General features: G+C 69.9%; 25 protein-coding genes and 1 riboswitch. Of the genes, 10 read left to right on the forward strand and 15 right to left on the reverse strand.

Translation table 11 applies throughout. The features are described from left to right. Positions 1–79: 79 nt before the first annotated feature. The 5 genes from EV216_RS07060 to EV216_RS07080 form a co-directional block, all read right to left on the reverse strand. Complete coding sequence (locus EV216_RS07060; protein WP_243642005.1) at positions 80–658, reverse strand: exopolysaccharide biosynthesis protein; 579 nt, start codon at positions 656–658, stop codon at positions 80–82. Between the two features lie 207 nt (positions 659–865). After that, positions 866–1,624 (reverse strand): CDP-alcohol phosphatidyltransferase family protein, encoded by a 759-nt coding sequence (locus EV216_RS07065; protein ID WP_132694356.1) that lies wholly within the window; start codon positions 1,622–1,624, stop codon positions 866–868. Continuing rightward, positions 1,621–2,316 (reverse strand): phosphatidylserine decarboxylase, encoded by a 696-nt coding sequence (locus EV216_RS07070; protein ID WP_132694357.1) that lies wholly within the window; start codon positions 2,314–2,316, stop codon positions 1,621–1,623. Before EV216_RS07070 ends, EV216_RS07065 begins: the two co-directional genes overlap by 4 nt. A gap of 95 nt (positions 2,317–2,411) precedes the next feature. Beyond that, the gene (locus tag EV216_RS07075; RefSeq protein ID WP_243642006.1) at positions 2,412–4,016 is read right to left on the reverse strand and encodes an AMP-binding protein; all 1,605 of its coding nucleotides are present in this window, start codon (positions 4,014–4,016) and stop codon (positions 2,412–2,414) included. Between the two features lie 4 nt (positions 4,017–4,020). After that, positions 4,021–4,482: a D-galactarate dehydratase gene (locus tag EV216_RS07080; protein ID WP_132694358.1), complete on the reverse strand. Its 462-nt coding sequence runs from the start codon at positions 4,480–4,482 to the stop codon at positions 4,021–4,023. 99 nt (positions 4,483–4,581) lie between these two features. Here EV216_RS07080 and moaA point away from each other — a divergent pair, with 99 nt between their 5' ends. The 7 genes from moaA (at position 4,582) to EV216_RS07115 (ending at position 12,477) form a co-directional block, all read left to right on the forward strand. After that, entirely contained in the window at positions 4,582–5,592 is a 1,011-nt protein-coding gene (gene moaA / locus EV216_RS07085) for a GTP 3',8-cyclase MoaA (RefSeq protein WP_132694422.1), read from the forward strand. A 33-nt stretch (positions 5,593–5,625) separates the two neighbouring features. Then, complete coding sequence (locus tag EV216_RS07090; protein ID WP_132694359.1) at positions 5,626–6,507, forward strand: LysR family transcriptional regulator; 882 nt, start codon at positions 5,626–5,628, stop codon at positions 6,505–6,507. Positions 6,508–6,596: 89 nt separating this feature from the next. Then, positions 6,597–7,070, forward strand: coding sequence for a formate dehydrogenase subunit gamma (locus EV216_RS07095; protein ID WP_132694360.1), 474 nt, complete (start codon positions 6,597–6,599; stop codon positions 7,068–7,070). Further along, positions 7,067–8,581 carry an NADH-ubiquinone oxidoreductase-F iron-sulfur binding region domain-containing protein gene (locus EV216_RS07100; protein ID WP_132694361.1) on the forward strand — a complete coding sequence of 505 codons (1,515 nt, stop codon included), beginning with the start codon at positions 7,067–7,069 and terminating at the stop codon, positions 8,579–8,581. The genes EV216_RS07095 and EV216_RS07100 overlap by 4 nt, the downstream gene beginning before the upstream one ends. Continuing rightward, positions 8,578–11,448 carry a formate dehydrogenase subunit alpha gene (fdhF, locus tag EV216_RS07105; RefSeq protein ID WP_132694362.1) on the forward strand — a complete coding sequence of 957 codons (2,871 nt, stop codon included), beginning with the start codon at positions 8,578–8,580 and terminating at the stop codon, positions 11,446–11,448. Before EV216_RS07100 ends, fdhF begins: the two co-directional genes overlap by 4 nt. Then, complete coding sequence (gene fdhD, locus EV216_RS07110; RefSeq protein ID WP_132694363.1) at positions 11,445–12,266, forward strand: formate dehydrogenase accessory sulfurtransferase FdhD; 822 nt, start codon at positions 11,445–11,447, stop codon at positions 12,264–12,266. Before fdhF ends, fdhD begins: the two co-directional genes overlap by 4 nt. Beyond that, entirely contained in the window at positions 12,256–12,477 is a 222-nt protein-coding gene (locus EV216_RS07115) for a formate dehydrogenase subunit delta (RefSeq protein ID WP_132694364.1), read from the forward strand. The genes fdhD and EV216_RS07115 overlap by 11 nt, the downstream gene beginning before the upstream one ends. 64 nt (positions 12,478–12,541) lie before the next feature. On the opposite strand, the gene EV216_RS07120 is transcribed toward EV216_RS07115, so the two are convergent. The 10 genes from EV216_RS07120 to EV216_RS07165 form a co-directional block, all read right to left on the reverse strand. After that, a complete protein-coding gene (locus EV216_RS07120) occupies positions 12,542–13,459 on the reverse strand; it encodes an energy transducer TonB family protein (protein ID WP_132694365.1) in 918 nt (305 codons plus the stop codon). Beyond that, the gene (locus tag EV216_RS07125; protein ID WP_132694366.1) at positions 13,456–13,836 is read right to left on the reverse strand and encodes an ExbD/TolR family protein; all 381 of its coding nucleotides are present in this window, start codon (positions 13,834–13,836) and stop codon (positions 13,456–13,458) included. Before EV216_RS07125 ends, EV216_RS07120 begins: the two co-directional genes overlap by 4 nt. A 5-nt stretch (positions 13,837–13,841) precedes the next feature. Beyond that, positions 13,842–14,222, reverse strand: a complete 381-nt coding sequence (locus tag EV216_RS07130; RefSeq protein ID WP_132694367.1) for an ExbD/TolR family protein — start codon at positions 14,220–14,222, stop codon at positions 13,842–13,844. Next, complete coding sequence (locus EV216_RS07135; protein ID WP_132694368.1) at positions 14,222–14,842, reverse strand: MotA/TolQ/ExbB proton channel family protein; 621 nt, start codon at positions 14,840–14,842, stop codon at positions 14,222–14,224. Before EV216_RS07135 ends, EV216_RS07130 begins: the two co-directional genes overlap by 1 nt. Beyond that, positions 14,842–15,636: a cobalamin-binding protein gene (locus EV216_RS07140; RefSeq protein WP_132694369.1), complete on the reverse strand. Its 795-nt coding sequence runs from the start codon at positions 15,634–15,636 to the stop codon at positions 14,842–14,844. The genes EV216_RS07135 and EV216_RS07140 overlap by 1 nt, the downstream gene beginning before the upstream one ends. After that, complete coding sequence (locus tag EV216_RS07145) at positions 15,633–16,391, reverse strand: ABC transporter ATP-binding protein (RefSeq protein ID WP_132694370.1); 759 nt, start codon at positions 16,389–16,391, stop codon at positions 15,633–15,635. Before EV216_RS07145 ends, EV216_RS07140 begins: the two co-directional genes overlap by 4 nt. Then, on the reverse strand, positions 16,388–17,380 hold the full coding sequence (locus EV216_RS07150) for a FecCD family ABC transporter permease (protein WP_132694371.1): 993 nt from the start codon (positions 17,378–17,380) through the stop codon (positions 16,388–16,390). The genes EV216_RS07145 and EV216_RS07150 overlap by 4 nt, the downstream gene beginning before the upstream one ends. A gap of 170 nt (positions 17,381–17,550) precedes the next feature. Beyond that, positions 17,551–17,755: riboswitch (cobalamin riboswitch) on the reverse strand. A gap of 86 nt (positions 17,756–17,841) precedes the next feature. Further along, positions 17,842–18,273 carry a Cu(I)-responsive transcriptional regulator gene (gene cueR / locus EV216_RS07155; RefSeq protein ID WP_132694372.1) on the reverse strand — a complete coding sequence of 144 codons (432 nt, stop codon included), beginning with the start codon at positions 18,271–18,273 and terminating at the stop codon, positions 17,842–17,844. Beyond that, the gene (locus EV216_RS07160; RefSeq protein ID WP_132694373.1) at positions 18,270–20,726 is read right to left on the reverse strand and encodes a heavy metal translocating P-type ATPase; all 2,457 of its coding nucleotides are present in this window, start codon (positions 20,724–20,726) and stop codon (positions 18,270–18,272) included. Before EV216_RS07160 ends, cueR begins: the two co-directional genes overlap by 4 nt. A gap of 81 nt (positions 20,727–20,807) precedes the next feature. After that, positions 20,808–21,728 carry a LysR family transcriptional regulator gene (locus EV216_RS07165; RefSeq protein WP_132694374.1) on the reverse strand — a complete coding sequence of 307 codons (921 nt, stop codon included), beginning with the start codon at positions 21,726–21,728 and terminating at the stop codon, positions 20,808–20,810. Between the two features lie 104 nt (positions 21,729–21,832). On the opposite strand from EV216_RS07165, the gene EV216_RS07170 reads away from it, so the two are divergent. From EV216_RS07170 to tkt, 3 genes are read left to right on the forward strand one after another with little or no spacing between them, the layout of a single operon-like run. Then, positions 21,833–22,840, forward strand: coding sequence for a class 1 fructose-bisphosphatase (locus EV216_RS07170; protein WP_132694375.1), 1,008 nt, complete (start codon positions 21,833–21,835; stop codon positions 22,838–22,840). An 18-nt stretch (positions 22,841–22,858) separates the two neighbouring features. Next, the gene (locus EV216_RS07175; RefSeq protein WP_132694376.1) at positions 22,859–23,731 is read left to right on the forward strand and encodes a phosphoribulokinase; all 873 of its coding nucleotides are present in this window, start codon (positions 22,859–22,861) and stop codon (positions 23,729–23,731) included. A 13-nt stretch (positions 23,732–23,744) separates the two neighbouring features. Beyond that, a complete protein-coding gene (gene tkt / locus EV216_RS07180; RefSeq protein ID WP_132694377.1) occupies positions 23,745–25,736 on the forward strand; it encodes a transketolase in 1,992 nt (663 codons plus the stop codon). Positions 25,737–25,748 lie beyond the last annotated feature (12 nt).

A 25,748-nucleotide genomic window follows, 5' to 3' on the forward strand; every position in this document is an offset into this window, starting at 1 on the left:
TGCCGCATTTTTTGGCAATTCGCTACCCGACCAAATTTGCGCAGCGGGAATCACTGCACATGACAGGGCTGCTCGCCGATCAGCCCATGATCGCTTCGGCGCCCTCGGCCAGGGAAATCACGATTGCCGCGGTCAGCAGGGCCGAAAGGGCGCCCAGGACAAGGCCAAGCACCACCACTGCACCGTCGCGCTCGACCAGTCCTACCCCCACCACGAACAACGAGATTGCCGGGAACCAGCCGCTGCCCGGAACCGGCAGGAACAGCGTGAAGGCGATCACCAACAACCCCAAGCCAAGCAGGGGTTCGTGCCGGGGCGCGAAAAGCGCGGGCAGACGCGGACGAAGCCTGCGTTCCAGCCGTCGGGTGACCGGGCGCAGCCGCAACAAGGTCCGGCGCAGCCTGTTCTGGTCGACGCGCAGCCTGGCCAGCGGGCCGGGCAGCCGCACATGGGCAAAGCCGAATGTCATCTGAAGGGTCGTCACCAGCACAGGCAAAGCCGTGATCACCGACGAGCCCGGCGGAAGCGGCAGCATGGTCACAAGCGAAAATACCACGATTGCCCAGCCGAAAGACCGTTCGCCCAACCCGGCAAGCAGATTGCCAAGCGTCAGGTTGCCCGCCCGATGCTGCGCACGCGAGGTTCTTAGGATCGGCATCGACAGCGATGGCCGACGTCTGGGACGATTCTCGCGATGCGGCATGACGTTCCCGTTGCTGCCGTGCAGATATCGCGGCTGAGGTCACGAGATGCAATGGCCGCAACCGTAAAGCGACAGGGGTCAGAGGGAACGAACTCGTCTTGCCGCCTTCTCCTCGGGCGCCTTCGATCCCCGGTATGGGGCGCGGTGCCCTGTCCGACAGTCTCAGCCGAACAGCCGCCAGCGCGCCTTGACGAGGCTCTGGATCACAAGCCCCAGATAGACCAGATCAAGCGCCAGGAAAAACAGCCATGGCCGCGAGAAGCCAAGGCCGATGCCGATCACGGTGGCGAACATCATCGGCCCGATCAGGCGGCGCGGCACCTTGATCGCCTTGGGCGACAGCGTCTTGAGCTTGGAGATCATCAAGAGCCCGACAAGTCCCAGCCAGAGTGCCACGACCAGGGGCGCCTGGCCGAAATCGACCACGCCCGCCAGCGTGGCAAAGGCGGGCAGAAGCCCCAGCATCGCCCCCGCGGGTGCCGGAACACCCAGGAAATAGGGGCTCGACTTGTCATCCTCCTGCGGTTTGCCCGACATCACGTTGAACCGCGCCAGCCTGAGACAGGTCGCGGCGGCGAAGATCAGCACGAAGATCCAGCCGATCCCGCCCGCGGGCGTCAGCAGGTAATGATAGACCAGCACCCCAGGCGCGATCCCGAAGCAAAGGAAATCCGACAGGGAATCAAGCTGCGCCCCGATCTCCGATGTCGCCTGAAGCCGCCGCGCGATCAGCCCGTCCAGCCCGTCGATCACCGCGGCCAGCAGGATCAGGAACACCGCCGTTGCAAAGCGTTCGTCCATCGCGAAGCGGATCGAGGTCAGGCCAAGGCACATCCCGGCCAGCGTGACCATGTTGGGCACGAGTTGCAGGAAGGGCACGCGCTCGCCATTGTCGGAACTGCGCGTGTTGAAGCGTTTCATGCGCCCCGGGCCCCCGTCGCGTTCGTGCTGCCCAGATCGGCGATCACCGTCTCGCCCGCCACCATGGTCTGGCCAAGCGAGACCAGCGGTACAGCCCCCTCGGGCAGGTAGATGTCCAGCCGCGAGCCAAAGCGGATCAGCCCGAACCGCTCGCCCGTGGCAAGGGTCTGGCCCGCCGTGCTCCAGCACAGGATGCGCCGCGCCACCAGCCCAGCGATCTGCACCACGCCATAGCGCCGACCATCGGCCATTTCCACGGCCAGCCCGTTGCGTTCATTGTCCTCGGACGCCTTGTCGAGCGAGGCATTCAGGAACTTGCCCGGCCGATAGGCGACCTTGGTGATCCGCCCCGCCGCGGGCAGCCGGTTAACATGGCAGTTGAAGACCGACATGAAGACGCAGATCCGCATCATCGGCGCCGAGCCCAGATCAAGCTCGGCGGGCGGCATGGCGGGCCCCATCAGCGAGACCAGCCCATCGGCGGGCGAGACCATGACGCCCGGCCGGTCGGGCACGACGCGCACCGGGTCGCGGAAGAAGTAATAGACCCAAAGGGTCAGCCCCGCACAGACCCAGCCCAGCGGCGCCCAGATCAGAAAGGCAACCAGCGTGACCGCAAGGCCGATGGCGACGAATTTCCGGCCCTCGGGATGCATGGGCTTGACGAAGGTGGACAGCATCGAGACGGACATCGGATCCCCTGTTTCGAAAGGTGGTGCTCTGCTTAGCCCAGATGGGCCGGATTGAAAACGCCGGATCGGGTCGCAGGCCGCGCCGAAACGGCCCCCTACACGCTGCGCAGCGCCCGGCGCATGATCTTGCCCGTCGCCGTCATCGGCAGGCTTTCGGCCCGGACCACCCGGCGCGGCGCGACATGGGGGCTGACATGGTCGCGGACGCGCTGGATCAGCGCCTCGGCCAGCCCTTCCCATTCCGCGCCCGCTCGCAGCACCACATGGGCCACGACGATCTCGGTGCGCACCGGGTCGGGTTCGCCCACCACGGCGGCCATCACCACGTCGGGATGGCCCGTCAGGCAGGTCTCGATCTCGGTCGGCCCGATCCGGTAGCCCGCCGAGGTGATCACGTCATCGTCGCGCGAGACATAGGTGAAATGGCCGCCCGCGTCGCAGATCCCCAGATCGCCCGTCCGCATCCACTCGCCCGAGAATTTCGCCGCCGTCTTGTCGGACAGCCCCCAATAGCCCAGGAACATCGAGGCCGCCCCCCGGCGCACCGCGATCTCGCCCACCTCGCCAGGCGGCAAGGGCGCCCCGTCCGCCCCGATGATCGCGACATCGAAACCGGGTGTCGCGCGGCCCATCGCGCCCGGCGGCGCGGTCATCAATTCGGGCACGCAGGTCACGACAAGGTTGCACTCGGTCTGGCCGTAGAATTCGCAGATCTCCAGCCCCAGCGCCTGCCGCCCCCAGGCCAGAAGGTCCGGCCCGAGGCTCTCGCCGCCCGAGCCGACGCTGCGCAGGCGCACCCCCGGCGGCACCGGCGCCTGGCGCATCAGCTTCAGCGCGGTGGGCGGCAGGAACAGGTTGCGCACCTTCAGCCGGTCGATCAGCGCCCATGCCTCGGCCGCGTCGAACTTGCGCATCCGGCAGGCCACCAGCGGCACGCCGTAGTAAAGGCAGGGCATCGCCATATCCATCAGTCCGCCGATCCAGGCCCAGTCCGCGGGCGTCCAGCCGCAATCGCCGGGCTGCGGGAAGCCGCGATGGTGCAGCTCGATCGACGGCAGGTGCCCGATGAGAAAGCGGTGGGCATGCAGCGCGCCCTTGGGCGGGCCGGTCGTGCCCGAGGTGTAGATCAGCACCGCCGGATCCTCGGCCAGCGTGTCACGCGCCGCAGGGATCGGCGGGGCGGCGGCGATCTCGGCCCACAGATCGCGTGCCGGGCCGCCATCGACGGACAGCACATGCGCCAGATCGGGCAGCCGGTCGCGCAGGGCGGCCAGCTTGGCCGCGCCCTCGGCATCGGTCACGGCCAGCCGCGCGCCGCTATCGGCCAGACGGTATTCCAGCGCGTCCGGCCCGAACAGCGTGAACAGCGGCAGCACGATGGCGCCCAGCTTCATCGCGGCGAAATGCGCGACCAGCACCGCAGGCGATTGCGCCAGCAGCACCGCCACCCGGTCGCCCGGCCCCACGCCCGAGGCCGCCATCACGCTGGCCAACCGGTCCGAGGCATCCCTGAGCGCGCCATAGCTCCATTCCCGGTCGCCATCCGACGCGTCGATCACCGCCACCCGGCCGGGATCGCGTTCGGCCCAGTCGTCGCAACAGGCGCGCGCGATGTTGAACCGCTCTGGCACGGGCCAGCGGAACCCCGCGCGCATCGCGTCCCAGTCGCGCTGGTCGGGCAGAAGCCTGCGCTCGCTCATCGGATCATTGCGCGGCATGGATCGCGATCTCGCGCAGCGCGGTCAACGGCACGCCCAGCGCCCGCATCGTCGGCAGCGACACCAGCGTACCCGCGCCGGGGGCAGCATCGCGCGGGCGCAGTTCCACCTGCACGCTGATCCCCGTCACCGGATCGACCAGCCGACCCGGCCGCACCCGCGTGACCAGCGGCGTCACCGCCCAGAACCCCGGATCGGTCGGATCGCCAAGGCTGGCCACGCTGAGCCCCAGCCGGGCATCGCCCCCGCGCGGGGCGGCGCGCGCCGCTTCGCGCTGGGCGGGCGTCGTCGTGTCGAATTCCTCGGCGGTGCGCGCCTGCGGCGGCGGCGGGCGGACGGCTGCAACCGGCACCGCAGGCTCGGCCGGGGCGGGCTCCGGCCCGCCCTTCGGAACGGCCGCGCAGGCCCCCAGCGCCAGCACCAGACACAGACCCGCGGTCCTTCTCATCCTGCCTGCCTCCCCTGTCGTTTCGCCCCAGCCTAGCCGCTTGCCGACCCGTCCGAAAGACGCTTGCCGCAAGCCATGGCCGCGCTTACCTTCACACTCATGGGAGAGCCGAAACTTATTGATCCTTTCGCCCGCGCGATCACCTATCTGCGCGTGTCGGTCACCGACCGCTGCGATTTCCGCTGTGTCTATTGCATGGCTGAAAACATGACCTTCCTGCCCAAGCGGGACCTGCTGACGCTTGAGGAACTGGACCGGCTGTGTTCGGCCTTTGTCGGGCTGGGCGTGCGAAAGCTGCGCATCACGGGGGGCGAACCGCTGGTGCGGCGCGATATCCTGACCTTTTTCCGCGCGATGGGCCGACATCTAGAAACCGACGCGCTGGACGAGTTGACGCTGACCACCAACGGCTCGCAACTGGAACGCTTTGCCGCCGATCTGGCCGCGGCGGGGGTGCGGCGGATCAATGTCAGCCTGGACACGCTGGACGCGGACAAGTTCGCCCGCGTCACCCGCTGGGGCAAGCTGACCCAGGTGATGCGCGGGATCGACGCGGCGCAGGCGGCGGGGCTGAGGGTCAAGATCAACACCGTGGCGCTGAAGGGGTTCAACGAGGACGAGCTGTTCCCGCTTGTCGACTGGTGCGCCGCGCGCGACATGGACCTGACCTTCATCGAGGTGATGCCGATGGGCGATCTGGGCAACGAGGACCGGGTCGGGCAATTCTGGTCGGTGCGCGATGTCCGCGCGCGGCTGGAAGAACGCTTCACCACGCTGGATCTTGCCGAACGCTCGGGCGGACCCGCCCGCTATGTGCGGATCGAGGAGACCGGCCAGAAGATCGGCTTCATCACCCCGCTCAGCCATAATTTCTGCGAAAGCTGCAACCGGGTGCGGCTGACCTGCACGGGCGAGTTGTTCATGTGCCTCGGCCAGGAGGATCGCGCCGATCTGCGCGCCCCGCTGCGGGCGCATCCCCAGGACGACGCGCCGCTGGTCACCGCCATCCGCGCCGCCATCGGCCTGAAGCCCAGGGGGCATGATTTCGACTATTCCCGCCAGCGCCCCGATGGCCAGGTCTCGCGGCACATGAGCCATACGGGCGGCTGAGCCCGGGCATAGCGGCGCGGCCAGAGGGCACCCATGATCGACAAGCTTGAAATGTTCATCGCGCTGGCGCGCGAGAAGCATTTCGGCCGGGCGGCGGAAAGCTGCGGCGTGACCCAGCCCACGCTGTCGGCCGCGATCAAGCAGCTTGAGGAACAACTGGGCGTGATGCTGGTCTGGCGCGGCTCGCGCTATGGCGGGCTGACGCCCGAAGGCGCGCGGGTGCTTGAACGCGCGCGGACCATCGTTGCCGACACCAGGGCGCTGCGCGAGGAAATGCGCGCGGTCAAGCAGGGGCTCTCGGGCGATCTGCGCATTGCCGCGATCCCCACCGCGCTGGCCGCCGTCAGCGCCCTGACCCAGCCGCTGACCACGCGCCATCCGGGGTTGCGGCTGACGGTGCTTTCGCGCAATTCGGCCGAGATATTGCAGATGCTGGACGATCTACAGATCGACGCCGGGATCACCTATCTGGACAACGAGCCGTTGGGCCGGGTCACGACCCTGCCGCTGTATACCGAGCATTACAACCTCGTGATCCGCGCCGACGATCCGCTTGCCACGCGCCGCGCGCTGACATGGGCCGAGGCCGCGGGGCTGGCGCTGTGCCTGCTGACGCCCGACATGCAGAACCGCCGGATCGTCGACCGCCACATGGCCGAGGCAGGGGTCGCCCTGCGGCCGCGGCTCGAGTCGAACTCGATCATCACGCTGATCGCCCATGTCCAGTCGGGCGGCTGGGCGACGATCCTGCCCCGGCGCAGCGTCGCGCCCTTTCTGGATGGCGGCGGGCTGGTCGCGCTGCCGCTGACCGAGCCCGAGGCCGAGCATCAGGTGGGCCTTGTCGCGCCGCATCGCGAACCCCACACGCCGGTTCTGGCTGCCCTGCTTGATGCCGCGCGACGGGCACAGTTCTGATAGAAAAATCCTATCGACCGACGAATACCCGGCATTGATCCGCCGCACTCCGCTTTGGCACACTATCGCATGCGAAGAGGAGAGCGCGAATGACCCGGGAGGAGACCCCCAACGCCCAGCGGGCGCGCGAGATCGCGGCCGCCCATGCCGGGATGGACGGACCGCTCTTGCCGGTGCTGCATGCCGTGCAGCATGTGCTGGGCCACATCCCGCGCGAGACGCTGGTCCCGATGGCCGAGGAACTGGACCTGAGCGTGGCCGAGATCCACGGGGTCATCAGCTTCTACCCCGATTTCCGCACCGAGCCGGGCGGGCGGCGCATGCTCAAGGTCTGCCGCGCCGAAGCCTGTCAGGCGATGGGTGCCGATCGGCTGGGCGAGGACCTGCGCACACGGCTGGGCGTCGACTGGCATGGCACCACGGCCGATGGCGCCGTGACGCTGGAGCCGGTCTACTGCCTTGGTCTGTGCGCCTGTGGCCCTGCCGCGCTGGTCGATGAAACGCCCGTGGCCCTCGCGACGGCCGAGCGGCTGGAGCGGATGGCCCGCGAGGTGGTTGGATGAGCCTTACGCTATACCTGCCGCAGGACGCCGCCGCGCTGGCCCTTGGCGCCGACGCGGTCGCCGCGGCGCTGTCGGCGGAGGCGGCGGCGCGCGGGATCGAGGTGCGGCTGGTCCGCACCGGATCGCGCGGGATGGTCTGGCTGGAACCGCTGCTCGAGATCGAGCGCGACGGCGTGCGCCACGGTTTCGGCCCGCTTGAGGCTTCGGACACCGGGGCGCTTTTCGAAAGCGATTTCAGCGATCACCCCAAGGCACTCGGCCCGGTCGAGGCGATCCCGTTCCTTGCCCGCCAGACGCGGCTGACCTTTGCCCGTTGCGGCGTGATCGACCCGCTGGATCTCGACGCCTACCGGAGCCATGGGGGGCTCAAGGGGCTGGCGCGCGCGCGGACCATGGCGCCTGCCGAGATCGTGGCCGAAGTCATCGAGTCCGGCCTGCGCGGCCGGGGCGGCGCGGGGTTCCCGACGGGGATCAAGTGGAAGACGGTTCTGGAGGCCGAGGGCGCGCAGAAATACATCGTCTGCAATGCCGACGAGGGCGACAGCGGCACCTTCGCCGACCGGATGCTGATGGAGGGCGATCCGTTCTGCCTGATCGAGGGCATGTCAATTGCCGGTCTGGCGGTCGGCGCAAGCCGCGGCTATGTCTATTGCCGCTCGGAATATCCCCATGCAATCCGGACGTTCGGCGCCGCACTTGAAGTTGCACACGGGGCCGGACTGCTGGGCGATGGCTTCGATATCGAGCTGCGCGTCGGCGCGGGATCCTATGTCTGCGGCGAGGAAACCGCGCTCTTGAACTCGATGGAGGGCAAGCGCGGCACGGTGCGGGCGAAACCGCCCCTGCCCGCCCACAAGGGCTTCATGGGCCGCCCCACGGTGATCAACAACGTGATCTCGCTGGCCTCGGTGCCGGTGATCCTCGCCGAGGGGGCCGCGTATTACAAATCCTTCGGCCTCGGCCGCTCGCTGGGAACGGTGCCCTTGCAGATCGCGGGCAACGTAAAACATGGCGGGCTGTTCGAGGCAGCCTTCGGCATGACCATCCGCGAACTGATCGAGGATATCTGCGGCGGCACCTCCAGCGGTCGCTCGGTCAAGGCGGTGCAGATCGGCGGCCCGCTGGGGGCCTATTTCCCGGCGCATATGTTCGATACCGCCCTAGGCTACGAGGAATGCGACGCTGCCGGGGGCCTGATCGGCCATGCCGGGATCGTGGTCTTCGACGACACGTCAGACATGGGCGCGATGGCGCGCTTCGCGATGGAATTCTGCGCGGTCGAAAGCTGCGGCACCTGCACGCCCTGCCGGATCGGCGCAGTGCGCGGCGTCGAGGTCATCGACCGGATCCGCGCGGGCGACCCGGCGGCGCCCGCGATCCTGGCGGATCTCTGCGAAACCATGCGCGAGGGCTCGCTCTGCGCGCTGGGGGGCTTCACGCCCTACCCCGTCGAAAGCGCGCTGAAATACTTCCCCGAGGATTTCATCCCCCAGAAAGAGGCCGCGGAATGAAGGACTTCATCCTCCCCGACGCCGATTTCGGCACCCCCGCGCGCCGGTCCGACAAGACCGTGACGCTGAGCATCGACGGTTTCGAGGTGACGGTGCCCGAGGGCACCTCGGTCATGCGCGCCGCCGCCGAACTGGGCATCGAGATCCCCAAGCTCTGCGCCACCGACAGCGTGGAACCCATCGGGTCCTGCCGGCTGTGCCTGGTGGAGATCGAGGGTCGGCGCGGCACGCCCGCCTCCTGCACCACGCCCGTTGCGCCGGGCATGAAGGTCCACACCCAGACGCCCAAGGTCGCGAAACTGCGCCGCGGCGTGATGGAGCTTTACATCTCGGATCACCCGCTCGACTGCCTGACCTGTGCGGCGAATGGCGATTGCCAGTTACAGGACATGGCGGGCGCTGTGGGCCTGCGCGACGTCCGTTACAAGGCGGGCGCCAACCATTTCGAGACGCGCCAGAACGGCGAGGCAAACCCGCGCTACGCGCCCAAGGACCAGTCCAACCCCTATTTCACCTATGACCCCGCGAAATGCATCGCCTGCTACCGCTGCGTGCGCGCCTGCGAAGAGGTGCAGGGCACCTTTGCCCTGACCGTCGAAGGCCGCGGGTTCGAGGCGCGGATCTCGGCGGGCGGCAGCGATTTCCTGTCCTCGAATTGCGTCAGTTGCGGCGCCTGCGTGCAGGCCTGCCCGACCGCGACCTTGCAGGAGAAATCCGTCATCGAGATGGGCACGCCCGACCGCGCGGTGGTCACGACCTGCGCCTATTGCGGCGTCGGCTGCAATTTCCGCGCCGAGATGAAGGGCGATCAGGTCGTGCGCATGGTGCCCGCCAAGGACGGCAAGGCGAACCGCGGGCATAGCTGCGTCAAGGGCCGCTTCGCCTATGGCTATGCGACGCACCCGGACCGGATCCTCACCCCGATGATCCGCGACTCGATCGACGAGCCATGGCGCGAGGTAAGCTGGCAGGACGCCCTTGCCTTCTCCGCGCAGAAATTCCGCGCGATCCAGCAGCAACACGGGATCGGCGCCATCGGCGGCATCACCTCGTCGCGCTGCACGAACGAGGAAACCTTCCTCGTGCAGAAACTGATCCGGCAGGTCTTTGGCAACAACAACGTCGATACCTGCGCGCGGGTCTGCCACTCGCCCACGGGCTATGGGCTCAAGACGACGCTTGGCACCTCGGCGGGGACGCAGGATTTCGACAGCGTCGAACAGGCCGATGTGGTGCTGGTGATCGGCGCGAACCCGACCGACGGGCACCCGGTCTTTGCAAGTCGTCTCAAGAAACGGCTGCGGCAGGGCGCGCAGCTGATCGTGGCCGATCCGCGCCGGATCGACCTCGTGCGCGGGCCGCATGTCCGTGCCGCCCATCACCTTCCGCTGCGGCCGGGCACCAATGTCGTGCTGCTGACCGCCATGGCCCATGTCATCGTGACCGAGGGGCTGACCGACGAGGCCTTCATCCGTGAACGCTGCGAGCTGGACGCCTATCAGGACTGGGCAGGCTTCGTCGCCGAGGACCGCCACAGCCCCGAGGCGACCGAACAGCTGACCGGCGTGCCCGCCGCCGAGCTGCGCGCCGCCGCCCGGCTTTATGCCACGGGCGGCAATGCGGCGATCTATTACGGGCTGGGCGTGACCGAACATTCCCAGGGCTCGACCACCGTGATGGCGATTGCCAACCTTGCGATGGCGACCGGCAATATCGGCCGCCCCGGCGTCGGCGTGAACCCGCTGAGGGGCCAGAACAACGTGCAGGGGTCCTGCGACATGGGGTCGTTCCCGCATGAATTGCCGGGCTACCGCCATGTCCATGACGCGGACGCGCGCGGGATGTACGAAAGGCTCTGGAACGTCACGATCTCGGACGAGCCGGGGCTGAGGATCCCCAACATGCTGGATGCGGCCGTGGGGGGCAGCTTCAAGGGCATCTACATCCAGGGCGAGGACATCCTGCAATCGGACCCGGACACGAAGCATGTGGCCTCGGGGCTGGCGGCGATGGACTGCGTGGTGGTCCATGACCTGTTCCTGAACGAGACCGCGAATTACGCGCATGTCTTCCTGCCCGGCTCGACCTTCCTGGAAAAGGACGGGACCTTCACCAATGCCGAACGCCGGATCAACCGCGTCCGCCGGGTGATGGCGCCCCTGAACGGGCTGGCCGACTGGGAGGTGACGCAGGCGCTGGCCAACGCCATGGGCGCGGGCTGGGCCTATGCCCACCCCGCCGAGATCATGGCCGAGATCGCCGCGACCACGCCCAGCTTCGCGGGGGTATCCTACGACCTGCTGGAACGCGAGGGCTCGGTGCAATGGCCCTGCAACGCGGCGGCGCCGCTTGGCACCCCGATCATGCATGAGGGCGGGTTCGTCCGGGGCAAGGGGCTGTTCGTCGTCACGGACTATGTGCCGACCGACGAGCGCACCGGGCCGCGCTATCCGCTGCTGCTGACCACGGGGCGGATCCTGTCGCAATACAATGTCGGCGCCCAGACGCGGCGGACGGCGAACACCATCTGGCACGAGGCGGACGTTCTGGAAATCCACCCCCACGATGCCGAAACCCGCGGCATCAAGGAGGGCGACTGGGTGCGGCTGGCCTCGCGCTCGGGCGAGACGACGCTGAGGGCGACGCTGTCCGACCGCGTCAGCCCGGGCGTGGTCTATACCACCTTCCACCACCCCGAGACGCAGGCCAATGTCGTCACCTCGGACTATTCCGACTGGGCCACGAACTGCCCGGAATACAAGGTGACGGCGGTGCAGGTGGCGCAGACCAACGGCCCCTCGGACTGGCAGCAGACCTATGCCGAGCGCGCCCGCGCCGCCCGGCGCATCCTTCCGGCAGCGGAATGAGCGGGGGCGCCACCAGAACCACGGCGCTGGCCGTGGGTCCCGCGGGCGCCGAACGGGCGGGCCGCAGCCTTGCCCGCGAGGTGCCGGTGGCGCTGTCCTTTGACGGGACCACTCATGCGGTGATGCTGGCCAGCCCCGGGGATCTGGAGGATTTCGCACTGGGCTTTTCGCTGTCCGAGGGCATCGTCACAGCACCCGGCCAGATCGAGCGGATCGAGTGGGTGGATCACCCCGAGGGGATCGAGCTGCGCATCTGGCTGGCCGTGGGGCTGGGCGCGCGGCTGCTGGAGCGACGGCGCGCGATGGCGGGGCCGGTGGGCTGCGGATTGTGCGGCATCGACAGCCTGAAAGAGGCCACCCGCCCCCTGCCCACGTTGCCGCCCGGCGGGGTGCGGCTGGCCGAGGGCGACATCGCCCGGGCGATCACCGCGCTGGCGCTGGCCCAGCCGCTGCATGCCGAAACGCGGGCGATGCATGCCGCGGGGTTCTGGACGCCCGGCGAAGGGCTGGTCTTCGCGCGCGAGGATGTGGGGCGGCACAACGCGCTCGACAAGCTTCTCGGCGCGCTGGCGCGGGCCGGGCGGGATGCCTCGGGCGGCGCGATCGTGATGACCTCGCGCGTTTCGATCGAACTAGTCCAGAAGGCGGTTCTGGCCCGCGCCCCCATCCTGATCGCCGTTTCCGCCCCCACCGACCGCGCCGCCGCGGCGGCCGAGGCGGCGGGGCTGACCCTGATCGCGCGCGCCCGTGGCGCGGGCTTCGACATCCACACCCATCCCGACCGGATCGCATTGACAGAGGTTCCCCATGACGCCTGAGAAACTGATCTACATGGCCAACCAGATCGCCACCGCCTTTGCCCGGCGGCCCGAAGACGAGGCGGTGGCCGCCATCGCCGAACATATCGACGCCTTCTGGGGGCCGGGGATGCGGGCGCAACTGCTGGCGCTGGCCGAAGCCGGTGCGCCGGATATCTCGCCGCGGGTGCTGCGCGCGGCCGAACGGATTCGCCGGCCCCAGGCGGCGTAGCCGGCCCGTTCCGGGCCGGTTCGGGTATTTTTTCCAAGAAGAAACAGCGGACGCGCTGCGGGGATCAGCGTCTTCCGTCGAATTTGAGCGGCAGGGTAAAGCTGTAGCTGGCGCGGTCCAGCCCCCTTGGCGCGGCGGGAAACGGCCCGGCCCGGCGGACAGCAGCCAGCGCCGCGCGGTCCAGCGCGGGATCGCCCGCGCTTTGCACCAGCCGCGCCGAGACCAGCGCGCCCTCGCGCGTCACCACCAGCTCGACCAGCGCCCGGCCGGTCGCGCGGGTCTCGCGCGGGTAGCGATGGACCCGGCTGACCCGGGCAAGGATCCGCCCGCCCCATTCGGCATGCAGCGCGCGGGCAGCGGCCTCTGACAGGGCGGGCGCGGCGCGGGCAGGCGCGCCGGCCTGCGGCACGCGCTCGGTGCCCCGGGCGGTCTGGGCCGGGGCGGGCGGCGGTGCCGCGTCGGGACGGCGTTCGGGGCGCGGGGCGGCCATTGGCGGCTCGACCGAAGGCGCATCCGGCGCGCGCAGCCCCTCGGGACGCGGGGGCATGTCGGGCGGCAGCGGTGCGTCATCGGCCCGGCCCGGTGCGGGCGGGACGGCCAGGATGGCCGTCTCGGCCGGGGGCGGCGCGATTGCGGGCGGCGGGGAAAGCGCGGCGGGTGCGGCATCCGCGCCGGGGGCCTCGGGAGACGGCAGGGCGACGGGCGGGGCCGGGCTGGCCTCGGGGTCGGGGCTGCGCGGCGCGGTGACATGCGTCGGGGCGACGGGCTCGGGCGCGGCGGTCTGGACCTCGGGCGGCGCGGTCCATTCCTCGGCGAGGCGCGACAGCGCGGGCGGGGCGGCCGCCAGCGTTACCAGCGCGGTGTCGCCCTCGCCACCCCCGCCCCCGGGCGCGCCTTGCGGCCCGGCGGCAAGGCCGAACGCCGCCACATGCAGCCCCGCGGCCAGCGGCAGGAAGACCGACAACTCGGCCAGCCGTCTCATCGCGGCACCGTTTGCAGGCGCAGCGCGCCCTGCCCCTCGGCCGCAAGCCGCGCCGCCAGCCTTGCCAGCGCCGCGGCCTCGACGCCTGCATCGGCGCGGATCACCAGCGGCAGGGCCGGGTCACGGGCGGCAAGCGCGGCAAAGACCGCCTCGCCCCGCGCCGGGCCATAGGCCAGCGCCCCGTCGGCGGACAGGTAAAGCGTGTCGCCCGCAAGCGGATCCTGCGCCGCAGCGCGGGGCGGCGCGGTTTCAAAGGGTTCGGGGGGCGCGATCCGGGCGCTCATCAGGAAGAAGATCAGCAGCAGGAAGACCACGTTGATCATCGGGACGATGCTTTCGGCCCTGGCGCGCGGAGCGGGAGTGTCGAAGTCGAACATCGCCCCTACTCCACCAGCACCAGACCGGAGAAGCCCGCGCCCGCCAGCTCCTCCATCGCATCGACAAGGGCCTGAAGGGCAACCCCGTCGCGCGGGCGGATCAGCACCGGATCGGCGGGGCTGCCGGTCAGCCGACCCAGCGCCGCGGCCAGGGCGGGCAGGTCCATCGCGACACCGTTCAGCCGCAGCCCGCCGGGCGCCACCTCGACCAGCCGGGGCGGGCCCTGCCATTCGGTCGGGGCAGCGGTGGCCGGGATCAGCTCCAGCCCCGAAAACGGGCCGAAGCGGGCGGCGATCATGAAGAACACCAGCAACAGGAAGACCACGTCGATCATCGGCGTCAGGCTGGGGCGGCGGATGCGACGGGGCGTGCCGAAGGCGAACATCAGCGCGCCCCCCCGGCCAGGAACAGCCGCGTCGCCAGATCCTCCATATCGGCCCGGGCGCTGTCGGCGATGGCCTCGAACCAGGTGACGGCCATGGCGGCGGGGATCGCGACGGCCATGCCCGCGGCGGTGGTCAGCAGCGCCGCCCAGATGCCCCCGGCCAGATCGGACGGGTCCGCGGCGGCGCCAGAGGATTCCAGCGCCTGGAACGCCTCGATCATGCCCATGACCGTGCCCAGAAGCCCCAGAAGCGGCGCGATCACCGAGATAAGCTCCAGCGCCCTTATCCCCGCGCGCGCCTCGGCCAGCAAGCGGCGGGCGATGCGGGTGGTTTCCTCGCGGGCCTTGGCCTCGGGCAGGCCCGCGCCCAGCGCCCCGATCGCCGCGCGCACCAGCCGGGCACGCAGCCCCACCCGGCCCGCGACGGTCGCCGCCGCCTCGTCGCGCGCGCCCTGTTGCCAGAGCGCGACGGCGCGTTCGGCGCGCTGGCCCGCAAAGGCGCCTAGCAGGGCAAGGCGCCACAGCTTCCACAGGATCAGCGCCAGCGTCGCCACCGACAGCGCCGCGATGGCCCAGATCGCCGGGCCGCCGCGTTCAAGGAACAGGGCAATCGCCTCCATCATCGACCTCCTTCCGCGCCCCGGAGCGCGGTGCATATCGCCTCCAGCCCTTCGGTCAGCGCCGCGGGGCCGGGCGAGAGGATCAGCGGCGCCTTGATCTCGTGGATGCGGCCCGAACGCACCGCCGGGACCCTGTCCCAGCCGGGTCGCGCGGCGATCTTCTCGGGGCGCAGTTTCTTGCCGCACCACGAGCCGAGGATCACTTCGGGCGCGGCGGCGATCACCTCGGCATCCGTGACCACCCGATCCTTCGCGGCCTGCCGCCCGGCGAGATGGGCGAAAACATCCTCGCCCCCGGCGATCCCGATCAGGTCGGACACCCAGCCTACGCCGGACAGGCGCGGCTCGTCCCATTCCTCGAAATAGACGCGCGGGCGGTGGGGGCGCGGGGCGGCGCGCAGGGCGTCGAGCCGCGCCTGATAGCCCGCTGCCAGCGCCTCGGCCCGGTCGGGCACGCCGGTCAGCGCGCCGAGAAAGCGGATCATCGCAAGGATGCCCGCCACATCGCGCTGGTTGAAGGCATGCACCGCGATCCCCGCCCGGATCAGCCCGGCCGCAATCTCGTGCTGGATGTCCGAGAAGGTCAGCACCAGATCGGGGTCGAGCGCGAGGATTTTCGGCAGATCGGCGGAACTGAACGCCCCCACCCGCGGCTTTTCCCGACGCACGCGCGCGGGGCGGACGGCATAGCCGGTGACGCCCACGATCCGGTGATCCTGACCCAGCAGATAAAGCGTCTCGACCGTTTCCTCGGTCAGGCAGACGATGCGCTCGGGCGGGAAGCGGCGGGTCATGTCACCACCTCGACCGGCTGGACGATGGGCCCCTCGGGCGTGTCGGCCAGATAGGCGCGCAGCCCGAAGACGCGGGCGAGCGTTGGCGCGGTCAGCACCTCGCCGGGCGGGCCGTCCTCTTCCAGCCGGCCGCGATGCAGCACCAGAAGCCGGGTGCAGAACCGCGCGGCAAGGCCCAGATCGTGCAGCGCCGCGACGACCAGACGCCCCTCGGCCGCAAGCCCCGCGAACAGGCGCATGGTGGTGATCTGGTGGGCGGGGTCCAGCCCGGCGATGGGTTCGTCGGCGATCAGCACCGGGGCCTCCTGCGCGACGGCGCGGGCGATCAGGACGCGGGCCTGTTCGCCGCCCGACAGCGCGGTGGCGCGGCGATGCTCGAACCCCGCCAGATCCATCCGGCCCAGCGCATCCGCGATGGCGGCGCGGTCGGCCGCGCCCATCCGCTGGCCGGGGCGCAGATGCGGCGTGCGGCCAAGACCCACCAGCGTTTCCACGCTGACCGGCCAGGCGATTTCGCGCATCTGCGGCAGCCAGGCGGCCGTCCGGGCGCGGTCCGCCGCCGACAGCCGCGCCAGCGAGGATGTGCCCTTGTGACGGATCAGGCCAAGGGCTGCGCGCATCAGCGTGGTCTTGCCCGCACCGTTCGGACCGATCAGGCCGACGAATTCGCCCGGGCGCAGGTCGGCCGAAACGTCATCGACCACCGGACAGGGGCCGCGATGGACGCTCAGATGCGACAGGATCAGCCCGGTCATGCGCCCGCCTCGCGCCGTGTCTTGTAGATCAGGTGGAAGAACAGCGGCGCACCGAGGATGGCGGTCAGCACGCCGAGCTTCAGGTCGCGATCCGGCAGGATCAGCCGCACCGCAAGATCCGACGCCAGCAGCAGCGCCGCCCCCCCCAGCGCCGAGGCCAGCAGAAGCCGCCCGGGCCGCGCGCCGACCAGCGGGCGCAGCAGATGCGGCACGATCAGCCCGACGAAGCCGATGGCCCCCGCCACCGCGACGCCCGCACCGACCGAGGCCGCGACCCCCAGCACCAGCGCCAGCCGCAGGCGCGAAAGCCGGATGCCCAGCGCCTCGGCCGCGTCCTCGCCCAGCGTCAGCGCGTCAAGGCCGCGGCCCAGCCCCGCGATCAGAAGCCAGCCCACCAGCGTCAGCGGCAGCGCCATCCAGACATGGGCAAAGGACCGGTCCGCGAGCGACCCCATCATCCAGAACACGATATCGGCGGCCGCATAGGGGTTGGGCGACAGGTTCAGCACCAGCGCCGTCAGCGCGCCGGCCAGCGAGGACAGCGCGATGCCCGCAAGGATCAGCGTGAAGGCCCCGCCCCGCGGGCCTGCCAGCACCAGCAGAAGCAGGACCGCGACCAGCGCACCGGCCAGCGCCAGCCCCGGCAGCGCCAGCGCATGCGCCGCCGCCAGCCCGGTCTGCAACGCGATCACCGCCCCCAGCGCGGCCGAGGCCGACACCCCGATCAGCCCCGGTTCGGCCAGCGGATTGCGCAGATAGCCCTGCAATGCGGCCCCCGACAGGCCGAGGCTTGCGCCCACCAGCACCGCAAGGATCGCGCGGGGCAGCCGGATCTCGCGCATCACCAGCGCCGCGGCATCGCCCTGTCCGGTGACCAGCGCACCAAGGCTTTCGCCCGGGGCCAGCCCGGCCGGGCCGACCAGCAGCGCGGCCAGGAAAAGCGCCGCGACCAGTGCGGACAGCGCTGCGATCAGCGCCCGAAAGCTCATCGCCGCCACCCATGCCCGCGTCCTGCGGGTTCGACAATTCGTTCGGCACACATGGCCGCGGTCCCCTCGCCCTTCATCATCTGTCCGGACGGGCGCAGGGGCCTGACGCAGACGGTGCACGATGCCACCTCTGCGGTCTGGCCGCCTCCGGGTCGCGCCCCGCGCCCGGACAGGGTGATCTTACCTCGGCAGGTCTCCTGGCTTGCGGGTCATCGCTTGGCTGGCCTTCCCGGGGCATTGCGCCCAGTGGCACCTGTCAGCCGCGCTCTCCGCCTACAGTTGCGGGGGCAGCCGCGGAATTGCCCGTTGCCGGGCGCACCGCGTTCCCTTTTCATCCGCCCCTTGCGGGGTGGAACCGAAGTGGGTCATGCCTAGCGCATCGGCGGGAAATGTGAAAGGCCCTGATCGTCCGTCGGGCGGTGGCGGAAGGGGAATCCGGAAATCGGAATTCCATCGGACTTTCATCGGACTTTCATCGGACTTTCGTCGGCATCGCCCGCCCGGCCCTGCTCGCCCGCCAGACCGCGCAGGATCGGGCAATCGGGCCGGTGATCGCCCGCGCAGGCCTCGACCAGGTCGGACAGCGTCGCGCGCATCTCGTGCAGTTCGGCGATCTTGGCGTCGATCTGGGCCAGGTGGTCCTGCGCCAGACGCTTCACATCGGCGCTGGCCCGGCCCTTGTCGGCGTAAAGCGCCAGAAGGACTCGGCATTCCTCGATGGTGAAGCCCAAGCTGCGCGCCCGGCCGAGGAAGGCGAGGTTATGGGCGTCGCGTTCGGAGAAATGGCGATAGCCGTTATCCCCCCGCATCGGGCGGATCAGGCCGATCTCCTCGTAATAGCGGATGGTCTTGGGCGGCAGCCCGGTGCGCTCGGCCACCTGTCCGATATTCATGCGACCCTCCCGGTCACGGGGCGAAGCCGGCGCAGCCGCAGCGCGTTCGACAGCACGAACAGGCTGGAGGCCGCCATCGCCCCCGCCGCCAGCATCGGCGACAGAAGCACCCCCCAGAGCGGCCAGAACAGCCCCGCCGCCACCGGGATCAGCGCGGTGTTGTAGGCGAAGGCCCAGAACAGGTTCTGGCGGATGTTGCGCATCGTCCGGCGGCTGAGGTTCAGCGCCTCGGCCACGCCCTGCGGATCGCCCGCCATCAGCACCACGTCGGCCGCCTCGATCGCGACATCAGTGCCGGTGCCGATGGCGATGCCGATATCGGCGGCGGCCAGGGCGGGGGCATCGTTCAGCCCGTCGCCGACAAAGGCCAGCGGGCCATCGGCGCGCAACTCGTCCAGCGCGGCCACCTTGCCGCCGGGCAGCACGCCCGCGGTCACCCGGTCGATGCCCAGCTCGGCGGCGACGGCGCGCGCGGTCGCCTCGGTATCGCCGGTGATGAGCGCGGTCCGGACGCCCATTTCGTGCAGCGTGGCGATGGCGGCCCGGGCGGTGGGCCGGACCGGATCGGCCAGCGCGAGAACCGCAATCGCGCGGCCGTCGCGGGCGACATGGACCGGCGTTGCGCCGCTGGCCGCGATGCGGGCGGCGGGGCCTGCCAGATCGCCGGGCGCGATGGCGTGCTGGTCCATCAGACGGGCGGCGCCGACAAGGATCTCGGCGCCCTCGACCCGGCCCCTGAGACCGAAGCCCGGCAGCGCCTCGACCCCTTCGGCCTCGGGCGCAGGGACGGGGGCGGCGTTCAGGATCGCGCGGGCGATGGGGTGTTCGGAGCGGGACTCCAGCGCGGCGGCAAGGCGCAGCGCCTCGTCCCGCGTGACGCCGGGGGCAAGTGCCACCTCGGTCACCGCCGGATGTCCCTCGGTCAGCGTGCCGGTCTTGTCGAAGGCCACGGTCGTCACGCCCGCCAGCGCCTGAAGCGCCGCACCCTTGCGGAACAGCACGCCCATTTCGGCCGCGCGGCCCGTGCCGACCATGACCGAGGTGGGCGTGGCCAGCCCCATCGCGCAGGGGCAGGCGATGATGAGGACCGACACGCCCGCGACCAGCGCCAGCCCCAGCGCGGGGGCAGGACCAAGGGCCAGCCACAGCGCGACGGTGACGGCGGCGACGGCCAGAACGACGGGCACGAAGATGCCGGTCACCCGGTCGGCCAGCGCCTGCACCGGCAGCTTGGCGCCCTGCGCGGTCTCGACCAGGGCCACGATCCGGGCAAGCGCGGTGTCCGCCCCCACCGCCGTCGCGCGGAAACGCAGCGCAGCAGGGCCGTTCACGGTGCCGCCGGTGACCGGATCGCCGGGGGACTTGTCCACCGGCATCGGCTCGCCCGTCAGCATGGATTCGTCGACCGGCCCCTGCCCCGCGACCAGTTCGCCATCGGTGGCGAAGCGTTCACCGGGCAGCACCTCGATCAGGTCGCCGGGCACCAGCGCCTCGACCGGGCGGTCCTCGATGCCCGCGGCGGTGACCACGCGGGCGGTGGCGGGGCGCAGGGCCATCAGCCGCCGGATCGCGGCCCCGGTGCGGCCCTTGGCGCGGGCCTCCAGCATGCGGCCCAGCAGGACCAGCGTGACGATCACCGCCGCGGCCTCGAAATAGACATGGGCGGTGCCGGGAGGCAGCAGGCCGGGGGCGAAGGTCGCGATGGTGGAAAACCCCCAGGCGGCGCCGGTGCCCAGCGCCACCAGCGCGTTCATGTCCGGCGCCCCCCTGAGCAGGAGCGGCAGGCCGCGGGCGAAGAAGACGCGCCCCGGCCCGGCCAGGATCGCGCTGGTCAGCAGGAAGGAGAGCACGCGCAGCGGCTGGTCGCCCGCGATCCCGGCCAGCGCGGCGTGGAAGCCGGGGATGACATGGCCGCCCATCTCGATGGCGAAGACCGGCAGGGCAAGGGCCGCGGCCAGCAGCGTGCGGCGGGCCAGCGCGCGGGCCTCGGCCGCCTGGGCGGCGCCGGGGTCGCGGGTGGTGCCCGCCAGCGGGGTGGCGGGATAACCGGCCTCGGCCAGCGCGCGGGCGAGCGTTGCGGCATCGGCCATCCCCGCGATCACCTGCGCGCGGGCCTCGCCGGTGGCGAGGTTCATGCGGGCCGCGGTGACACCCGGCAATGCGAGAAGCGCGCGTTCGATCCGGGCGACGCAGGAGGCGCAGGTCGCGCCCTCGACGGCCAGCGCGATCTCGGTGCGGGCGATTCCGAAGCCGATGGATTCGACGGCGGCGACCAGCGGCGCGACGGGGCCGCCATGATCCACCTCGGCGGTGGCGGTGGCGAGGTTGACGCGGGCGGCTGCGACGCCGGGCTGGTCGGCCAGCGCGCGTTCGACCCGGCGCACGCAGCCGGCGCAATGCAGCCCCTCGAGCCGCAGCCGCGTGGTGGTCGTGGTGGAAACGGTCGCGTCCATCCTGATCTCCCGGGTCCGGATGCACCCGAGATAGGGGTTCCAGTTACAGGAAGGTCAAGGGCCGGTCGCGGGGAACGGGCGTCATTTCGGCAGGAAGCCGCCCTGCCGCCCGACGATATGGCCATGCACGCGCCGCCCCGCCGCGCTGAGGGCGGTATCGGCGCGATGCACGAGGAACCATTGGCGCACCAGCGGCAGCGCCTCGGCCTCAAGCTCGACCAGGCGGCCCGCGCGCAATTCCTCGATCACCGTATGGCGCGAGATCAGCGCGATGCCCAGCCCCGCCATGACCGCCTGTTTCATCGTCTCGTCGCCATCGACCTCGATCACCCGGGCGGGGCGACCGCGGCCCAGCCGTTCGAGATAGCGTTCCAGCAGGATGCGGGTGCCGGAGCCCTCCTCGCGGGTGACGACGGGCTGGGCCATGATCGCCTCGGGCGCCACCCGCCCCTGCGCGGCCAGCGGATGGCCGGGCCGGGCGATCAGGATATAGGGATGCGGGCCGAGCACGGTGGCCTGCACCTCGGGATGGCGCGGCGGGCGGCCCATGATCGCGAGATCCACGCTGGCGCTGGCCAGGGCGTTCACGATCTCGTCGCGGCTGCCCACGCGCAGGATGACATCGACGGTGGAGAAGGCGCGCTGCAACTCGGCGACGAGGCGGGGCGCGAAATAGCGGGCGGTGGCGACCACACCGAGGGTGACCATCCCCTCCATGCCCTCGTTGATCGCGCGGACATGGTCGGCGCAGGCCTCCAGCGCGGTCTCGATGGCACGGGCGCCGACCAGGACCGCCTCGCCCTGGCGGGTCAGCCGCGCGCCGCCCTGCGGCCCGCGTTCCAGGAGGCGGGCGTTGAAGCTGGTTTCGAGCTGGCGCAGCTGGCTGTGGACCGCGGGCGGGGTGAGGCGAATTGCCTCAGCCGCCGCGGTCAGCGATCCATGCTCGGCCACGGCCTGCAAGGCCCTGAGTTGCTTGAGGGTGACGGCTTCGGGTTTCGGCATTAAATTTTTTCTAACGCAGCTTCGAAGTTTTTAAATTCTGTATAGGGCGCGTTCTCATCTAGCAACCGGCATCGGCATCCCGCCGCCAGATTCGGGAGAAAACTATGCAGACGAAGAATCCGATCCGGGATTTGCAGCATATCCCCGCCGCGCTTCAGCCGCTGATGAACGCGCTTTGCGAGGTCGGCGCCGACCTTTCCAACACGATCCAGCGCGGGCCGCTGGGCGGTGCGCTGGGCGCGGAGGTCGGCGAGAATACCGGCGGCGACACGCAGAAGGCGCTGGACGTGCTGGCCGACGAGGCCTTTGCCCGGCGCCTGGCCACGGCGGATGTGCGCTGGTACGCCTCGGAGGAACAGGACAGCGTGGTCGAGCTTGACCCCAAGGGCCGTTTCGCGCTGGCGATCGACCCGCTGGACGGATCCTCGAATATCGAGGTCAACGTGTCGATCGGCACGATCTTCTCGATCTTCGAGGCCAGGGAGGACGGCGATGCCAGCTTCCTGCGCCCGGCGCATGAGCAGATCGGCGGCGGCTATATCATCTTCGGGCCGCAGACCATGCTGGTCGTCACCTTCGGCAAGGGCACGCAGGAATACCTGCTGGACCCCGACAGCAAGCAGTTCGTGCTGGTGCAGGAGGCAGTCAGGGTGCCCACGACGGCGCGCGAATTCGCGATCAACGCCTCGAACTACCGGCATTGGGCCAAGCCGATCCGCGCCTATATCGACGATTGCATCGCGGGCGACGAGGGGCCGCGCGCGCAGAATTTCAACATGCGCTGGGTGGCCTCGCTGGTGGCCGAGACACATCGGATCATCAGCCGGGGCGGCGTGTTCCTGTATCCCGGCGACTCGCGCAAGGGCTATGAGAAGGGCCGACTGCGCATGGTCTATGAATGCGCGCCCATCGCCTTTGTCATCGAGCAGGCGGGCGGGTCGGCGACGGATGCGCAGGACCGCATCCTCGACAAGAGCGCGCCCGAACTGCATGCCCGCACGCCCTTCGTCTTCGGCTCGACCGACAAGGTCAGCCGCGTCGCCGCCTATCACGACCTTCCCGAACAGGAGGTCAACGCACTGTTCGGCAATCGCGGCCTGTTCCGCGTCTGAAGCCCTGGGAGGATAGACATGAGCAAGAAACATCCGATCATCTCGGTCACCGGTTCGTCTGGCGCCGGCACCTCGACGGTCAAGCACACCTTCGACCAGATCTTTCGCCGCGAGGGCGTGAAGGCCGTGTCGATCGAGGGCGACGCCTTTCACAAGTTCAACCGCAAGGACATGAAGGCGGAACTCGACCGGCGCTATGCCGAGGGTGATTCGACCTTCAGCCATTTCAGCTATGAGGCCAACGAGCTGAAGGAGCTGGAGCGCGTGTTCCGTGAATATGGCGAGACCGGCACGGGGCGCACGCGCCATTATGTCCACGACAATGACGAGGCCGAGCTTTACGGCGTGCCGCCGGGCGAGTTCACCGACTGGGCACCCTTCGAGGAGGGCTCGGACCTGCTGTTCTACGAGGGGCTGCATGGCGCGGTGGTCAATGACGAGGTGAACCTGCCCCAGCATGCGGATCTGAAGATCGGCGTGGTGCCGGTCATCAACCTTGAATGGATCCAGAAGATTCACCGCGACAAGGAAAAGCGCGGCTACACCACCGAGGCCGTGACCGATGTCATCCTGCGCCGGATGCATGCCTATGTGCATTGCATCATCCCGCAATTCACCCAGACCGACATCAACTTCCAGCGCGTGCCGGTGGTGGACACCTCCAACCCGCTGGTGGCGCGCTGGATCCCGACGCCCGACGAAAGCCTTGTGGTGATCCGCTTCAAGAACCCGCGCGGCATCGACTTTTCCTACCTGGTCTCGATGATCCAGGGCTCGTGGATGAGCCGGGCGAACTCGATCGTCGTGCCGGGCAGCAAGCTGGACCTTGCGATGCAACTGATCCTGACGCCGATGATCGAGCGTCTGGTGTCCGAATCGAAACGCGCCTGAGGAGGCAAGCGACATGAACGCCCCCACGAAGATCGACACCGGCGCCGAGGCGCTGATGGCCACCGCCATCCGGGTGCTGGCGATGGATGCGGTGCAGGCCGCCAATTCCGGCCATCCGGGCATGCCGATGGGCATGGCCGATGTGGCCGCCGTGCTTTACAACCGCTTCCTGAACGTGGACCCCTCCTGCCCGACCTGGCAGGATCGCGACCGCTTCGTGCTGTCGGCGGGACACGGGTCCATGCTGATCTACGCGATCAACCACATGCTGGGCTATGCCGACATGGACATGGACCAGGTGAAGAACTTCCGCCAATGGGGCTATCGCACCGCCGGTCACCCCGAATACGGCCATGCCGACGGGATCGAGACCACCACCGGCCCGCTGGGCCAGGGCATCACCACCGCGGTCGGCATGGCGCTGGCCGAGCGGATGCACAATGCCCGTTTCGGCGACGATCTGGTGGACCATTACACCTATGTCATCGCAGGCGACGGCTGCCTGATGGAGGGCATTTCCCACGAGGCGATCGACATGGCGGGCCATTGGGGTCTGGGCCGGATGATCGTGCTGTGGGACGACAACAAGATCACCATCGACGGCTCGACCGAGCTGTCGACCTCGGTCGATCAACTGGCGCGCTTTGCCGCCGCGCAATGGCATGTGCAATCGGTCGACGGCCATGACCGCGAGGCGGTGGCCGCCGCCATCGAGGCCGCGCGCAATGATCCCCGCCCTTCGCTGATCGCGTGCCGGACGGTGATCGGCCAGGGCGCGCCGAACAAGGCGGGCAGCCACAAGGTCCATGGCGCGCCGCTGGGCGCCGAGGAAATCGCCGCGACGCGCGCGGCGCTGGACTGGCCGCACGAAGCCTTCACCCTGCCCAAGGCGGTCTATGACGCCTGGGGCGCGGTGGCCGCCCGCGGCCGTGCCGCCCGCGAGGGCTGGGAGGCGCGGCTGTCGGTGTCCGAGCAGGCCGGGGCGTTCGAGCGGTCCATCGCGGCGCCGGACAAGGCGGCGCTGGCCGCGGCCATCGACGCCTACAAGGCCAAGCTGTCGGCCGAGGCGCCCAAGGTCGCGACCCGCAAGGCCAGCGAGATGGCGCTGGAAGTCGTGAACGCGACGCTGCCCAACACGGCGGGCGGCTCGGCCGACCTGACCGGGTCGAACCTGACCGTCACCGCGGGCATGCAGCCGATGTCGAAGGACAATTACGGCGGCAGCTACATCCATTACGGCATCCGCGAATTCGGCATGTCGGCGGTGATGAACGGGATCGCGCTGCACAAGGGCTTTGTCGCCTATGGCGGCACGTTCCTTGTCTTTGCCGATTACGCGCGGCCCGCGATCCGGCTGTCGGCGCTGATGGGGCTGCCGGTGACCTATGTCATGACGCATGATTCCATCGGTCTGGGCGAGGACGGCCCGACGCACCAGCCGGTCGAGCATCTGGCGTCCTTGCGCGCCATGCCCAACCTCAACGTGTTCCGGCCCGCCGATGTGGTGGAAACCGCCGAATGCTGGGAAATCGCGGCGACCGCCAGCACGACGCCCAGCCTGATGGCGCTGTCGCGGCAGAACCTGCCCTGCCTGCGCACCGCGCATACCGCCGAGAACCTTGTGGCGAAGGGCGCCTATGTCCTGCGCGAGGCGGACGGGGCGCGCGACGTGACGCTGATCGCCACCGGCTCCGAGGTCGAGATCGCGATGAAGGCCGCCGACCTGCTGGCCGAGGAGGGCATCAAGGCCGCCGTCGTCTCGGCGCCGTGTTTCGAGCTTTTCGCGGGGCAGGACGCGGGCTACAAGGCCGCCGTGCTGGGCAGCGCGCCCCGCGTCGGTGTCGAGGCCGCGGTGGAACAGGGCTGGGCGGCGCTGCTGGGCGAAAGGTCCGCCTTCGTGGGCATGTCGAGCTTTGGCGCCTCGGCGCCGGCCGAGACGCTTTATGCCCAGTTCGGCATCACGCCCGCGGCCGTGGCTGCGGCCGCCAAGAAACTGATGAAGTAGGAAGGGTCCATT

The organism is Rhodovulum steppense (assembly GCF_004339675.1).
GTDB lineage: Bacteria > Pseudomonadota > Alphaproteobacteria > Rhodobacterales > Rhodobacteraceae > Rhodovulum > Rhodovulum steppense.